The 13,405-nt window shown below is 67.4% G+C and carries 14 protein-coding genes and 1 tRNA gene; 10 read left to right on the forward strand and 5 right to left on the reverse strand.

Translation table 11 applies throughout. From position 1 onward, the window contains the following. Positions 1-20 precede the first annotated feature (20 nt). The 7 genes from AL3_RS13730 (at position 21) to AL3_RS13760 (ending at position 6,381) form a co-directional block, all read left to right on the forward strand. On the forward strand, positions 21-905 hold the full coding sequence (locus AL3_RS13730; protein WP_066302056.1) for an amidohydrolase family protein: 885 nt from the start codon (positions 21-23) through the stop codon (positions 903-905). Continuing rightward, on the forward strand, positions 902-2,104 hold the full coding sequence (locus tag AL3_RS13735) for an acyl-CoA dehydrogenase family protein (protein ID WP_066302058.1): 1,203 nt from the start codon (positions 902-904) through the stop codon (positions 2,102-2,104). Before AL3_RS13730 ends, AL3_RS13735 begins: the two co-directional genes overlap by 4 nt. Before the next feature lie 14 nt (positions 2,105-2,118). Continuing rightward, the gene (locus AL3_RS13740; protein WP_066302060.1) at positions 2,119-3,597 is read left to right on the forward strand and encodes an AAA family ATPase; all 1,479 of its coding nucleotides are present in this window, start codon (positions 2,119-2,121) and stop codon (positions 3,595-3,597) included. 48 nt (positions 3,598-3,645) lie between these two features. Next, positions 3,646-4,119: an RNA polymerase sigma factor gene (locus tag AL3_RS13745; protein WP_370665430.1), complete on the forward strand. Its 474-nt coding sequence runs from the start codon at positions 3,646-3,648 to the stop codon at positions 4,117-4,119. Next, positions 4,116-4,739 carry a methylated-DNA--[protein]-cysteine S-methyltransferase gene (locus tag AL3_RS13750; RefSeq protein ID WP_083521752.1) on the forward strand — a complete coding sequence of 208 codons (624 nt, stop codon included), beginning with the start codon at positions 4,116-4,118 and terminating at the stop codon, positions 4,737-4,739. The genes AL3_RS13745 and AL3_RS13750 overlap by 4 nt, the downstream gene beginning before the upstream one ends. After that, positions 4,736-5,422: an alpha-ketoglutarate-dependent dioxygenase AlkB family protein gene (locus AL3_RS13755; protein WP_066302067.1), complete on the forward strand. Its 687-nt coding sequence runs from the start codon at positions 4,736-4,738 to the stop codon at positions 5,420-5,422. The genes AL3_RS13750 and AL3_RS13755 overlap by 4 nt, the downstream gene beginning before the upstream one ends. Before the next feature lie 92 nt (positions 5,423-5,514). Beyond that, the gene (locus AL3_RS13760) at positions 5,515-6,381 is read left to right on the forward strand and encodes a DNA-3-methyladenine glycosylase family protein (protein ID WP_255220901.1); all 867 of its coding nucleotides are present in this window, start codon (positions 5,515-5,517) and stop codon (positions 6,379-6,381) included. On the opposite strand, the gene AL3_RS13765 is transcribed toward AL3_RS13760, so the two are convergent. Continuing rightward, positions 6,378-6,761, reverse strand: a complete 384-nt coding sequence (locus tag AL3_RS13765; RefSeq protein WP_066302069.1) for a DUF1304 domain-containing protein — start codon at positions 6,759-6,761, stop codon at positions 6,378-6,380. The genes AL3_RS13760 and AL3_RS13765 overlap by 4 nt on opposite strands. A 211-nt stretch (positions 6,762-6,972) precedes the next feature. Here AL3_RS13765 and pstS point away from each other — a divergent pair, with 211 nt between their 5' ends. Together pstS and AL3_RS13775 are read left to right on the forward strand one after the other, a co-directional pair. Then, positions 6,973-8,118: a phosphate ABC transporter substrate-binding protein PstS gene (pstS, locus tag AL3_RS13770; RefSeq protein ID WP_066302072.1), complete on the forward strand. Its 1,146-nt coding sequence runs from the start codon at positions 6,973-6,975 to the stop codon at positions 8,116-8,118. Between the two features lie 98 nt (positions 8,119-8,216). Next, positions 8,217-8,417 carry a hypothetical protein gene (locus AL3_RS13775; protein ID WP_246168375.1) on the forward strand — a complete coding sequence of 67 codons (201 nt, stop codon included), beginning with the start codon at positions 8,217-8,219 and terminating at the stop codon, positions 8,415-8,417. On the opposite strand, the gene AL3_RS13780 is transcribed toward AL3_RS13775, so the two are convergent. After that, a complete protein-coding gene (locus AL3_RS13780; RefSeq protein WP_066302075.1) occupies positions 8,414-8,851 on the reverse strand; it encodes a hypothetical protein in 438 nt (145 codons plus the stop codon). The genes AL3_RS13775 and AL3_RS13780 overlap by 4 nt on opposite strands. A gap of 9 nt (positions 8,852-8,860) precedes the next feature. Next, positions 8,861-10,795, reverse strand: a complete 1,935-nt coding sequence (locus tag AL3_RS13785; protein ID WP_066302078.1) for a primary-amine oxidase — start codon at positions 10,793-10,795, stop codon at positions 8,861-8,863. Positions 10,796-10,929: 134 nt separating this feature from the next. Between AL3_RS13785 and AL3_RS13790 the strand changes: the two genes are divergently transcribed. Next, complete coding sequence (locus AL3_RS13790; protein ID WP_066302292.1) at positions 10,930-11,547, forward strand: TetR/AcrR family transcriptional regulator; 618 nt, start codon at positions 10,930-10,932, stop codon at positions 11,545-11,547. A gap of 7 nt (positions 11,548-11,554) precedes the next feature. Here AL3_RS13790 and AL3_RS13795 read toward each other — a convergent pair whose 3' ends face one another. Both AL3_RS13795 and AL3_RS13800 read right to left on the reverse strand, forming a co-directional pair. Beyond that, positions 11,555-12,964, reverse strand: a complete 1,410-nt coding sequence (locus tag AL3_RS13795; protein ID WP_066302081.1) for an APC family permease — start codon at positions 12,962-12,964, stop codon at positions 11,555-11,557. 302 nt (positions 12,965-13,266) lie between these two features. Then, positions 13,267-13,343: transfer RNA gene (locus AL3_RS13800), tRNA-Met, on the reverse strand. Positions 13,344-13,405: the final 62 nt, after the last annotated feature.

Genomic DNA, 13,405 nt, shown 5'->3' on the forward strand with positions numbered 1-13,405 from the left:
GCGCAGAAAGCAAATAAACCATGGTCTACACACTCGGCCTCGACGTCGCGGCCCTGGACGCCATCGACACCCACGTCCACATTGAAGTGGACGACCACGGACACAACGCGCTCCCGCAGGAACTCGTTGACGCTGCCTCCAAGCACTTCAAGACCGACGGCCCCCGCCCCGGACTGGACGAAATCGCCGCGTACTACCGCGAGCGGAAAACCGCCGCCGTCGTCTTCACCGTGGATGCGTCCAAGTCCCTGGGCCATCCGCCGAACTCCAGCGAGGAAATCGCGGAGGGCGCGGCCCGCAACAATGACGTGCTGATCCCCTTCGGCTCCGTGGACCCCACCTCCGGAACCGACGCGCTGGCCCGGGCCAAGGTCCTCGCCGGTGACTACGGGGTGCGCGGCTTCAAGTTCCACCCCACGGTGCAGAACTTCGACCCCAGCGACCGCGCGTTCTATCCACTCTGGGCCCTGCTCCAGGACCTGGGCGTCCCGGCCCTGTTCCACACCGGGCAGACCGGCATCGGATCCGGCCTGCCCGGCGGCTTCGGCCTGAAACTGGGGCTCTCCAACCCGATCCTGCTCGACGCCGTCGCCGCGGACTTCCCCGAGCTGCAGATCATCATGGCCCACCCATCGGTGCCCTGGCAGGACGAAGCCATTGCCGTGGCGACGCACAAGTCCAACGTATGGATCGACCTCTCCGGCTGGTCGCCGAAGTACTTCCCGGCCAACCTGGTGCGCCATGCCAACTCCCTGCTCCAGGACAAGGTGCTCTTCGGCTCCGACTACCCGCTGATCACGCCGGACCGCTGGCGCCGGGACTTCGATGCGCTGGAGATCAAGGACGCGGTGCGGCCTAAGATCCTCAAGGAAAACGCCGTGCGGCTGCTGGGACTGGGCTCATGAGCGCCAGCGACGGCACGCTGGACGCGGCAGCGTTCTACCCTTCCGACCGCTACGGCTACTCCGAACTCCTGAGCAGCGCCGAACTCGGGGCGCTGGGCCGGCTGCGGACCGTGCTGGATAAGCAAGTCAGCCCGCTGCTGGGAGAGTACTGGGAAGCCGGTGAATTCCCGTACCAGATCCGCCAGCCGCTGGTGGACCTGAACCTCATGGCACCCGAGGGCGCAACCGACAGCCAGGGACGCACTTCCGGGCTGTACACCGGCTTCCGGAACTTTGAGCTGGCCCGCACGGATGCATCCGTGGCCACGTTCTACAACGCCCAGTCCGGCCTGTTCCGCACCACCGTCTTGGAAGGCGGCAGCCCCGAACAGGCGGCGGACCTGGATCCCAAGATCCGCTCCTTCGAGTACACCGGCGTCTTCGCGCTCACCGAACCGGACCACGGCTCGGATATTGCCGGCGGCCTGGAAACCTCCGCCCGGCGCGACGGCGGCGACTGGATTATCGACGGCGCCAAGCGCTGGATCGGCGGGGCGTTCACCGCTGACGTGCTGGCCGTCTTCGCCCGGGACGAAGCCGATGGCCAGGTCAAGGCCTTCCTGGTCCCGCGCGAAACCCCCGGCGTCTCGATGAGTAAAATCCTGCGCAAAACCTCGCTGCGGATGATGCAGAACGCGGACATTGAACTCCGTGCCGTCCGGGTGCCCGATTCCGCCCGGCTGACCAACATCAACTCGTTCAAGGACGTTGCGGCGCTGATGCGGCGGTTGCGCTCCGACGTCGCGTGGATCGCCACCGGGCTGCAGGCCGGCGCCTACGAGGCTGCCCTGCGCTACACCCTGGAACGGCAGCAGTTCGGCCGGCCACTGGCCTCCTTCCAGCTCACCCAGCAGAAGCTGGCCACCATGGCCGCCAACGTCACGGCCTCCCTGGGCATGGTGGTCCGACTGACCCAGCGCCAGGAAGCGGGCATCTTCCGGGACGAGGACTCAGCCATGGCCAAGATGTTCACCTGCACCGCGATGCGCCAGACCGTCGCGCTGGCCCGCGAAGTGGTGGGCGGCAACGGCATCACCCTGGACACCGACGTCGCGCGTTTCCATGCCGATGCTGAAGCGGTCTACTCCTACGAGGGCACGCATGACATCAACGCCCTGATCCTGGGCCGCGCCCTGACCGGGACGGGCGCCTTCCGCTGATAGGGTCGGCGGCCATGGAGAAGAATCTCGCGGATTTCCTGGCCAGCTTCAACACGGCCGTCGACCTGGCGCAGCAGCAGCGGTTCCAGTCCCCGGACCGGGAGCGGCTGCGGGATGCGATCAGCCGTTACCTGGGACGTCCCGCCATGGACGTGCCGATCGTGACCGAGACAATCCCCTTCCACCGCTTCGCGGACCTGGATATTGCCCTGGAACGGCTGGGCGCTGCGGACCCGGAAAACGCGCTGATCGGGATGGGCGGCGGCCAGCAGCGACGGCACCTGACCCTCTCCGATGTGGTGCAGGAGGAGGGCTACAGCAACGTTCCGGTGGGCCAGCCCGACTTCGCCAACGTTGCCATCGGCCCCGATTCCAGCCGCGAAGCCCTCGCCCTGGGTATCCGGCTTTTCCGCCACGGCGGGGTTCCCGTTGCTGTGATGCAGCGCAGCAGGGATCCGCAGACCGGCAGCCCGGACGCGAGCATCGCCGTGATGGCAGCGGAGCGTCCCGCGGCGGCCGCCGTGCTGGCAGCTATCCAGGACGACCTGCGGACCAACAGCGTCCTGCGCGGACAGGTGGTGTCGCTTGGTTTTGACCCCTATGGCCAAAACGGCGCCGGCGTTACGTTCCTGCCCCGCCCCCGGCTTCCCCGCAGCGAAGTGATCCTGCCCGACGGTGTGCTGGAACGGGTCCGCAGCCACGTCCTCGGCATCGCAGGGCACAGGGGCAGGTTGAAGGCCGCCGGGCAGCACCTCAAACGCGGGGTGCTGCTCTACGGGCCGCCCGGCACGGGGAAAACGCACACCGTCCGGCACCTGCTCAGCGAGAGCCCGGGAACGACGGCGGTGCTCCTCTCCGGCGGTTCCCTCGCCGCCGTCTCCCACGCCGCGAAACTCGCGCGGGCCATGTCCCCGTCCCTGGTGGTGCTGGAGGATATTGACCTGATCGCCGAGGACCGGAGCATGGGCCACGGACCGCAGCCGCTGCTCTTCGAAGTCCTCGATGCCCTGGACGGTCTCGACGCCGATGCGGACATCGCGTTCATCATGACCACCAACCGGGTGGATGTCCTGGAACGGGCCCTGGCCCAGCGGCCCGGCCGCGTGGACCTAGCCGTTGAAATTCCGCTGCCGGATGCAGCCGACCGCGCCCGGCTGCTGGAACTGTACGCACCCTCCGGCACCTTCTCTCCCGCCGCGCTGGCACAGGTGGCGGAACAAGCCGAGGGGGCAACCGCGTCGTTCGCCCGGGAACTGGTGCGCCGTGCCGTGCTGGCAGCAGCGGAAGCGGGGGAGGACCCCGCCGACGGGCACCTGCTCGGTGCGGCCGAGAGCCTCTCGGGACAGCGGGAAGCGCTCACCCGCAGCCTGCTGGGCGCCGGGCCGGATACGGACGGCGCGGAGCCCGCAGAGTCCGATGTTGCAGGCGGTTTCGCCGCAGGACCGCGCGCCGGTTTCGGCTGGTCTCCACTGCCGTCCGGGGGCCTGGACTAGGCCGGGACCTCACAAAACCCACCCGCCGCGCGTCTACAGTATGTGGAAGTGAAACCGTTCGAAGTGATCGTCAGGGAACACGGCGCCGCCGTGCTGCGGGTCTGCCGTGCCGTGCTGGGCCCGGACGACGCCGAAGACGCCTGGTCGGAGACGTTCCTCGCGGCCCTGCGCGCTTACCCGGAGCTGCCGGCCGGAGCCAACGTCCAGGCCTGGCTGGTCACGATTGCCAAGCGCAAGGCCATTGACGTGCACCGCGCCGCGGCCCGCCGCCCGGTGCTGGTGCCCGAACTCCCCGAGCCCGAACAACGACCCGGACCCGGTCCCGGTGAGCATGACGGGCTGTGGGCCGCGCTGCGGTCCCTGCCTCAGCGCCAACGGGAGGCACTGGCCTACCACCACCTCGCCGGGCTGCCTTTCGCCGAGGTAGCCGTGCTGCTGGGGGGAACCGAAGCAGCCGTTCGCCGCTCTGCCGCGGACGGCATGAAGAAGCTGAGAACCATGGATGGAGAGGACCTCCGATGACCCCGTCTACGGACACCGTGCTGGAAGCCGGACTGAACTCCGCCCTGACCGCCGGCGAAGACCAAGCCCTCGACCGGCTGCATGCCCGGCTCACCGCCGGTGCGCAGGAGCAGGATCTGCTCGACCTTGCCTACACCGTGGTCAATACCCCCATTGGTGAGCTGCTGCTCGCCGCCACCCCCGCCGGCCTGGCCCGTGTGGCCTTCGGCAGGGAAGGCCACGACGCCGTCCTCGCCGACCTGTCCCTGCGGATCAGCCCGCGGATCCTGGAAGCTCCGGACCGGCTGGCCGAACCGGTCCGCCAGCTGGGCGAGTACTTCGCCGGCACCCGGCAGGTGTTCGACCTTCCCCTGGACCTACGGCTGGCCACCGGCTTCCGCCGCACCGTCGTCGAGCACCTCTCCGAAATCACTTACGGATCCACCGCCAGCTACGCGGCCCTCGCCGCCCTGGCAGGGAACCCCGGAGCGGTCCGCGCCGCCGGAACTGCCTGCGCCCGCAACCCGCTGCCCGTGGTGGTGCCCTGCCACCGGGTAGTCCGCTCGGACGGGACCATCGGCAACTACCTCGGCGGCAGCGACGTAAAGCGGACCCTGCTCGCAATGGAAGCCGCCGCATGACCGGACAGCTTTTCGCGCGGGAACGTTCCGCTCCGTCCGCCGGCGCCGTCCATGTTCCCGACTGGCTGGATACCGCCGCGCAGCGAAGCGTCGTGGAGGCCTGCCGGGCCTGGGCAGTCGGACCCGTGCCGATGCGCTCCGCCGTCCTGCCCGGCGGGCACAAAATGTCGGTGCAGACGGTCTGCCTGGGCTGGCACTGGCAGCCCTACAAGTACACGCGCACAGCCGACGACGCCGGCGGCGGCCGGGTGGCGGACGTCCCGGACTGGCTGATTCAGCTGGGCCGCGACGCGCTCCGTGCCGCCTACTTCGCGGAGGAGCAGGCCGGCTACGACCCGGAGGTCTTTGACCCGGCGGACTACACGCCTGACACGGCGCTGATCAACTACTACGCCGACGGCGCGCACATGGGCATGCACCAGGACAAGGACGAGAAATCCAGCGCCCCGGTGGTCTCGCTCAGCATCGGAGACAGCTGTATATTCCGATTCGGGAATACACAAACCCGCACCAAGCCCTATACCGATCTTGAACTGCTTTCCGGCGACCTCTTCGTGTTCGGCGGCCCGTCACGTTTCGCGTACCACGGCGTACCCAAGACGCTGCCCGGCACAGCGGACCCGGAGACCGGACTGTCCCACGGCCGGATCAACATCACCCTGCGCATGACCGGACTGGAATGAGCGGCCCGGGTAGGCAGGCAGAGGGGCTGAGCCTTCCTGGGGTTCCGGCGGCGCAGCCAGCGGGGGAGGAACCGTCAGGCCGGACCCTCCAGCTGGAAACCAGCGGGCCGTTCCCCTGGCAGCCACTGGTGCGCAGCCTGGCCGCGCACGCAGTTCCCGGGCTTGAGGCCGTGGAAAGCACCGCCGCAGGCGCCGCCCTGACCCGGCTGCTGCCGACCCCGGAGGGTCCGGTGCTGGCCAGGGTGGAGTTTGGCTCAGCGGAGGGAGTGATCGTGCGTTTCGACGGCGGCGGCTCCGCAGGTGATCCCGCGAGCCGTGCCCTGGTCCGCCGCTGGCTGGACCTGGACGCGGACACCTCCGCGGTGGACGGCTTTTTGGCGTCCTTCCCGCGCCTGGCCCCACTGGTGGCCCGGCACCCCGGCCTGCGGATTCCCGGCGCCGTGAATCCGTTCGAGACCGCAGTGCTGACCGTCCTGGGGCAGCAGGTCTCCCTCGCTGCTGCCAGGACCTTTGGCGCCCGGCTGGTTTCCGCGTACGGAACACCCGGGCCCGGCGGGTACCGGATGTTCCCGCAGGCCGCTGTGCTGGCAGCGGTTTCAGCGGAGGAGCTGCAGGCCGCCGTCCGCATCACCGGCGCCAGGGCCCGGACCATCCAGGCCCTGGCTGGTGCCGCCGCGGACGGCCTCGACCTGGGGAACGGTCCGCCCGCTGCGCTGCTGGCGCTGCCGGGCATCGGCCCCTGGACCGCCGACTATCTGGCCGTCCGGGCCGGCGGGGACCGGGATGCGTTTGTTCCCGGCGACCTCATCCTGCGGCGCGCCCTTGGCGTGGCAGCGGCCCGCGAAGCGGAAGCCCTGGCTGAACCCTGGCGGCCCTGGCGGGCCTATGCCCTCTTCCACCTCTGGACATCCCACGCGTACGACGGCGCTCCGCTGCCACCGGCGCAGCCCGGATCCTAAGACCCCATCAGTGTCAGCAGCAGGGCGAGCAGGGCGGGGATTCCGCGGATCAGGGCGATCCGTCCCAGGGGCCATTTCCCGGCCAGCAGCACCACCGACGCAAGAGCCATGCAGGCAGTGGAAAAGCTCATGAGGGTCAGCCCCGCCACCGGATTGCTCACGCCGAGCAGCAGCACACCCAGGACGGCGCCAACGCCGAGGAACAAGTTGTAAAAACCCTGGGTGTAGGCCAGCGGCTGCGTTGCCTCGGCGTCCTGCGGGGACGTGATTCCATAGGCTTCCATGGTTTCGGCCGCGGTCCAGCGCAGTGACTCGAGCGCAAAGAAGTAGAAGTGGACGGCGGCGGCAACCAGAGTGAATACGGTGGCGGCAATCAGCACTGCAACCCCCTCGGGGCTGGGACACTGGCGGACCGGACATTGCGGCATACGTTCTGCAGCTGTGGTCTGCGGTGCCGATCATCCTCCCATCCTGCAACCGGAGAGCCAAGGGCAGCGGGCACTCCCAGTTGGCGGTGAAGACTAATCGGCGGCTAGCCTTGAAGTTGCGAGGGGAAGCGCAGTGCACATTGCGCTGCCACCCGGACGCCCGATGCCATTTCCCCCAAAGGAGCCCACCAACGTGCGCACTTCCCGTCCGCTTCGTACCCTGGCAGCCGCAGCCGCCGCAGTGCTTGCGCTCTCAGCCTGCGGCTCCGACTATCCGTTGGGTGAGGAACAGCGGAAGGCGGCGGAGAACAGCACCTCCACTCTCGCCGGCATCATCTCCGGCTCCGGCTCGACGGCACAGGGGCCGGCCATGGATGCCTGGATCGGCGGCTTCCGGGTGCTGCATCCCAAGGCCCAGGTGCAGTACTCCCCGGACGGCTCGGGCGCAGGGCGCAACGCGCTGCTCGCCGGTGCCGTGCAATTCGCCGGCTCGGACGCGTTCCTGCAGGACGAGGAACTCGGCGAAGCGCGCGAGGTGTGCGGGCCCGACGGCGCGCTGGACATTCCTGCCTACATTTCCCCCATCGCGGTGGCCTTCAACCTGCCGGGCATCGAGTCCCTGAATATGGATGCCGGCACCATCGCCAAGCTGTTCCGCGGCGAGATCGAGTTCTGGAACGATCCCGTGATTGCCGCGCAGAACCCGGGCGTGGAGCTGCCGCAGACGCGGATCACCGCCGTCAGCCGCGCGGATGATTCCGGTACCACCGAAAACTTCACCGAATACCTGCACGAGGCCGCCCCGGAGGAATGGCCGAATGATCCCTCCGGCTCCTGGCCCGGCGGCCTGGGCGGAGAAAACGCGCAGGGCAGCGCCGGTGTGATCAGCACCGTGACCCGCACCGAAGGCGCTGTTGCCTACTCGGACGACTCCGTCGTCGACGATTCCCTGGGAACCGTAAACCTGAAGGTGGGTGAGGAGTACGTGCCGATCAGCGCCGAGGGAGCCTCGATCGCGGTCGAGCAGGCCACCCGCGTCCAGGACCGCGGCGAACATGACATCGCCCTGCATCTGGACCGCACCACCACCGCGCCCGGCGCCTACCCGCTGGTTCTGATCTCCTACCAGATTTTCTGCAGCAGCTACGAAGATGCTGACACCACGGAGCTCGTGAAGACGTTCGGACAGTATGTGGTGAGCGAGGAAGGCCAGCAGGCCTCCGCCGAAGCCGCCAAGAGTGCGCCGATTCCGGACAGCCTGGCTGTGCAGGCCCGCGCTGCCATCGAGAGCATCACCGTCCGCCCGTAGGCCGAAGCGGGTCCGTCCGGGATGGTCTTTAGTGCCCCCCTTGCGCCCCTGAGGGGCCGGTGGCACGGTGGACCTACCGCGAAGGAAAGGGGGCTGCCGTGCAACCTATCAGGATCGAACGGTGGTGGCCGTATCTGGACACCACGGCCAAGCAATGGCTTCGGGAGAACCTCCGCCACGACGGTATTCCGGCGAAAATCCAGGACCGGATTGCCGAAGCCGGCGGGCCGGTTATCGACCCGATCCTCGGTGTTGGGGATTGGGACTTCATCGAAACGCAGTCAGAGCTGGTGGACTAGCCGCCGCGCCCCGCGCGGCGCACCCTGCTGATCAGGGTGGCCGCGGCGAACGCGGCAGTAAGCTCCAGAACGGTCAGCAGCAGCATGGCGGAGGCATGTCCGTCCCGGCCTGCCGGGACCACCGCAGCCGCTGCTTCATGCCCCGCATGCACCGGACTGCCGCCAAGCAGCAGGACCGCGTGCAGCACCGCCATGGCAAGGGCTGCGGACATCATGGTCCGGGCAGCCCGCACCCCGGTCTGCCGCCACAGCCCCGCAGCGCAGGGAAGGCAAACCGCGGCCATAACCACCATGCCGGCGCCAAGTGCCCAGCCGTGCCCCGGCGCCAGCCACAGGTGGGCCAGGGCACCCAGCATGCCAACCGCAGCGCAGGCCCGGGCGTGCACGCGATGCCGCGTGCCCGGGCCTGCGCCGGTGACCGCACTGTCCACCATGGACGCGCCCTAGCTGTGGCAGTGGCCACCGGCGGCCGGGGTGCTGGCCGGCACGTCCAGCACCGGGCTGCGGTCGAAGAACCCGTCCGGACGGAGCTTGAACCCGGCGGTGTCCACCGGCATGATCGGCCAGTCCTCTATCCGCGGGTAGTGCGTCAACCCGAACGTGTGCCAGAGGACAATATGCTCGCCGTCGATGCTGCGGTCCTGGGCCGTGTACGCGGGGAGGCCGGCTCCGCCGGAGTGCTGGTTCACGAAGTCGCCGGTGGGATAGCGCTCCTCCTCGGCATACCGGGTCACCCACAGGTCCTTGGTGGCGAAGGCCGCCCGCTTGGCCACTGAGGACCCGGGATCGGCCAGGAGCATCGGCTGGCCCTCGGAGATCAGCTTGTATGCCACGGGTTCCCCGAGCCGGTTCAGCGATTCCGGGTTGGAGATGTGCCAGGTGCGCCCGACGGCGGGATCGGCACGGCGGATGGCCTCGGATTCACGGGCCAGTAGGGTGCGCTTGCGGGTAAAGGCGTTGCCGCGTTCGTTGCCCGGGCCCATGGGAACCCGGACCGCGTCCTCTTCCTCCACCCGGTTGGTTGTCCCGTCCAGGGCCATTTCCAGCCGCGCGCCGAAGAGGTGCTGGTGGAAGGGGGCGCCCAGGCCGGGAGCGAGCTCCGAAGCGTAGGGGTAGTCCTTGCCGGGATACGCGCTGGTGAAGACGATGCCGGTGGCTTTCGCTTCGAATTCGATGGTGCCGTCGAGGTAGAGGTACCAGTAAAACCCGTAGTCGTAGTTGCCGATCGTGGTGAAGAAGGAGATCACCAGGCGCCGGTTGCGCCGGGTGTAGTTGATGCCGGTCCACAGGTCCGAGTGCTTGGCCAGGATGGACCAGTCTTCCTCGTGCATGCAGATGCCGTTGCGGATGGTGCGCGGATTCCCGAAGCCGTCCGCAATCACCGGGCTGAGGTAGGTGATTTCACCCAGGCAGTCGCAGCCCAGCTCCAGGGAGTTGGCATACTGCCCCACCAGATACTCACCGGTGTCGAAGTAGTTCTGCCAGGAGCGCACCGGTGCCGGGTCGCCGTACGGCACAACCATCTCGGCGATGGACGCACGGTTGATGATGGAGCGCCTGCGGCCGCCGTCCTGGAATGCCAGATTGTGCAGCACCACCCCTTCGCGGGCATCGAAACCGATGTCCACGCTCCACTTTTCCCATTCCACATGGTTACCGCCGGTGACGGTGAAGGAGGGTCCCTCCGGCTGGGTGATTTCGATCGGCTTCTGCGTGGTGCGCAGTTCCCCGGTCAGCTCCGGATCGGTGTAGTTGCCGTGCTCCTCGGGAACCGGCATAACGCCGAAGTCCAGGACCTGGTCCACGGAGCGGTTCACGATGTCGACGTAGCCCACCAGGCCGTCGATCGGGTGCGCCCAGGCGCTGTCTTCGGGGAAGTTCTGCAGGAAAGCGAGTCCGCGCAGGATCCGGCGGCCCTTCTCTTCGGGGTATTCGAAGACCCCGGCGGAGAGCGGCGCCACCCGGACCTTCGCCACGTCGAGCCCCCGGCGCTCCAGTGCGGCCAGCCAGTCCGGGTCCGCCGCGAGGATCTGTTCCACCACCTCGAACTCTTCCTCCAGCACCGGCAATTCGCCGGTGGCCGAGGTATCCAGTTCCACCGAGGTCAGAACCGCCCCCTGGGTCAGGGAAACCGTGACGTCCCGGGGCGCGGCACCGGCGGTGTCGAGAAGGAAGGCGCGGAAGCGGCGGTCTGCGGCGGGGGCCGCTGCCGCTGTGTCCGGGCTGGTGCTGCGCTGCGGATCCAGCAGGCCCAGGTAGGCGAACCGGGTGCTCCCGGACGCGAGGCCGGCGTCTTCCAGGAGGCGGCGCACCTCCTGGATCTCCTCTGCCGTGGCCAGGGCATAGGCGGATGCGGTCTCGGTGGGGATCGTACTCATGCTGCTCCTCGGCGTCGTTTTTCTATGACTGTAGAGAATAGCGGGAAGTAAGCTGGGTCACAAGGGTTTGGCTGGGCCGTATTGTTTGAGCCCGCCCGGGCCCGGCGGATACGGACAAAATGGGGGATCACCGGGTGCCAAAAGTTGTTGACCATGACCAGCGCCGGGTTGAACTGGTGCAGGCGACCTGGCGGATTATTGCCCGGGAGGGAATCGACCGCGCCACGATGCGCGGTATCGCTGCCGAAGCCGGGTTCGCGAATGGAGCGTTGAAGCCGTATTTTCCGGCGAAGTCCGAACTCCTGACCTACGCGTTCGGCTATGTATTTGATCAGACCAATGCCCGCATCGCGGAGGCTGTCGGGGGACTGCGGGGGATGGCGGCGCTGCGCGCGTTCGGACTGGAAGTCCTGCCGCTGGATGATGAGCGCCTGGATGAGGCCCGGATTGTCATCCCGTTCTGGCAGGCGGCCGCCCATGACGCGGAGAAGGCCCGGATCCACGCCCGGTCGATGGAGCAGTGGAGGCGGACACTGGAAAAGCACGTGGGAGAGGCATTATCCGGCGATGCCCGGCGGCAGGCGGACCGGGTGCAGGCGGCCGGCGCGCTGCTGAATTACCTGCTGGGCGCCCAGGTTGCCGCCGTCCTGCTGCCCGCCGGCAGCTCGCCGCTCGAGCTGACTGCACAGCTGGATGGCTGGCTTGCCTCGCTCGGCGCCGCTCCCGCCCCGGGTGCGGGGCGGGAGCCGTAATGGGTTCCTAGGCCTTGGGTGTGAGGACGGCTGGTTCCTCAGCGGCCGCCGTGCCCGCCCGGGACGGCAGGGCCGCGCCTGCGGCAAACACGATAACGAGGGTGGCTCCCCAGACGATTGCCGCAACGCTGCCGCCCACGAGCAGCGGGAGGTTCCAGATCGAGAGCGCCAGGACCAGCAGCAGGCCGATGCCTCCCAGCACTGCTGCCGCGGTGACCAGTCCGGACGGTGCCTGGCCGGCTGACTTCCGGGCGCGTGAACCGAAGGCCACCACAGCGAAGCTGGTCAGGGCCATCATCACGATGACGCCGATGGCACCGGCTCCCGAGTACCACGTGTAGATCTGTTGAACCGGGTCCAGCTGCGCCAGCGCTGATACGACGACGACGGCAGATGTCACTGCGCTGACCCACAGTGATGCGCGGGACGGGGCATGGTGCCTGTGGTGCACCTGGGCCAGGCTTCCGGGCAGTACGCCCCGCTGGCCGAGGGTAAACAGGTACCGGGTCACAATGTTGTGGAACGCCAGCATGCAGGCGAACATGCTCGTGACCACCAGCACCTGGACTATGTCGGCCATGATGGGGGCGACCACCTGCCCGGCCAGGCCGATCACCACCTGGTCCGGGTTCTCGCTGGAAGCGCTCACCGCATTGCCCTCGCCGAGTCCGCTGATTACCAGCCAGGAGGAAAGAGCGTACAGGGCGCCGATCGAGAGGACGGCAATGTAGGTCGCGCGCGGAATGGTGCGTTCCGGATTGCGGGCTTCATTGCGGAAAACCGCAGTCGCTTCGAAGCCGAAGAAACCCAGGAAGACAAACAGCACGCCCAGCCCCGGAGCGCCCGACATCGCTTCCACCGGGCTAAACGGAGTGGATGTCAGTTCCCGCCCGGAAAAAAGCACACCGAGATCAATGGCCAGCACGGCGACGACTTCCAGTACCAGGACAATGCCGAGGACCTTTGCTGAAAGATTGATATCCCGGTATCCGAGGAATCCGACCAGGACCAGCATCACTGCCGAGATTAGCCACCACGGCAGTTCCATTCCTGTCCAGAGCTGGATCAGGTTACCTGCCTGCACGCCGAGATAGCAGGTCATGGAAACAGTCAGCAGCACGTAGGCAAACAGGGCTATTGCAGCCGTGCCGAGGCCCGCCCGGCGGCCGAGTCCGCGGTCCACGTAGGAGTAAAAGGCGCCGGCGTCCGGCACATGCGGCGTCATCCAGGAGAATCCGACCGAGAACAGCAACAGGATGAGCATTGCTGTCAGAGCCATCAGCGGCACGGCGATTGAGCCCGAAACGGTAATAATGATGGGGAAATTCGCCGCGACTACGGTGATCGGAGCGGCCGCTGCGATCACCATTAAGACGATGCCGGGCACCCCAAGCCGGCGGTTCAGAGTGGTTTCCAAAACGTTCCTTACTTCCTACGGGGTGAATGGACGCACTTGCCTCGCCGAAGCGCACTCTTGCACCGCTGAACAGCCTTACTGGTGAGCAACAAGAATGCCGTCAGCTCACGGCTGATAATAGTCAATTCCGGATGCCGGCCCTTAATGCCGGTGTCACATCTCTTCGTTCGTGACGTTCCGATTCAGCGTGCTTTTGAAACCGCCGGGGATAGCGGGAGCCGGCATTAGCGTCAAAGGATGCGCTGTCCGGGCAAAAAAATAGTCCCGAGCCGGCTAATGCCGGTTCAGGACCATTTTCATAGTGGTTGCGGGGGCAAGATTTGAACTTGCGACCTCTGGGTTATGAGCCCAGCGAGCTACCGAACTGCTCCACCCCGCGTCGTATTTAGAACTCTACAGTACCCCTGCCGGAGCTGCTAATCACGTGGTTCCGGTCACAAT

This window comes from Arthrobacter luteolus NBRC 107841 (assembly GCF_001552075.1).
Taxonomy (GTDB): domain Bacteria; phylum Actinomycetota; class Actinomycetes; order Actinomycetales; family Micrococcaceae; genus Arthrobacter_B; species Arthrobacter_B luteolus.

What these genes read in the sequence shown, in the direction of transcription:
- AL3_RS13750 (WP_083521752.1), top strand. Translation starts at nt 4,116, where the DNA reads ATGACCCCGTCTACGGACACCGTGCTGGAAGCCGGACTGAACTCCGCC.
- AL3_RS13735 (WP_066302058.1), top strand. Translation starts at nt 902, where the DNA reads ATGAGCGCCAGCGACGGCACGCTGGACGCGGCAGCGTTCTACCCTTCC.
- pstS (WP_066302072.1), top strand. Translation starts at nt 6,973, where the DNA reads ATGCCATTTCCCCCAAAGGAGCCCACCAACGTGCGCACTTCCCGTCCG.
- AL3_RS13730 (WP_066302056.1), top strand. Translation starts at nt 21, where the DNA reads ATGGTCTACACACTCGGCCTCGACGTCGCGGCCCTGGACGCCATCGAC.
- AL3_RS13785 (WP_066302078.1), bottom strand. Translation starts at nt 10,795, where the DNA reads ATGAGTACGATCCCCACCGAGACCGCATCCGCCTATGCCCTGGCCACG.
- AL3_RS13780 (WP_066302075.1), bottom strand. Translation starts at nt 8,851, where the DNA reads ATGGTGGACAGTGCGGTCACCGGCGCAGGCCCGGGCACGCGGCATCGC.
- AL3_RS13740 (WP_066302060.1), top strand. Translation starts at nt 2,119, where the DNA reads ATGGAGAAGAATCTCGCGGATTTCCTGGCCAGCTTCAACACGGCCGTC.
- AL3_RS13755 (WP_066302067.1), top strand. Translation starts at nt 4,736, where the DNA reads ATGACCGGACAGCTTTTCGCGCGGGAACGTTCCGCTCCGTCCGCCGGC.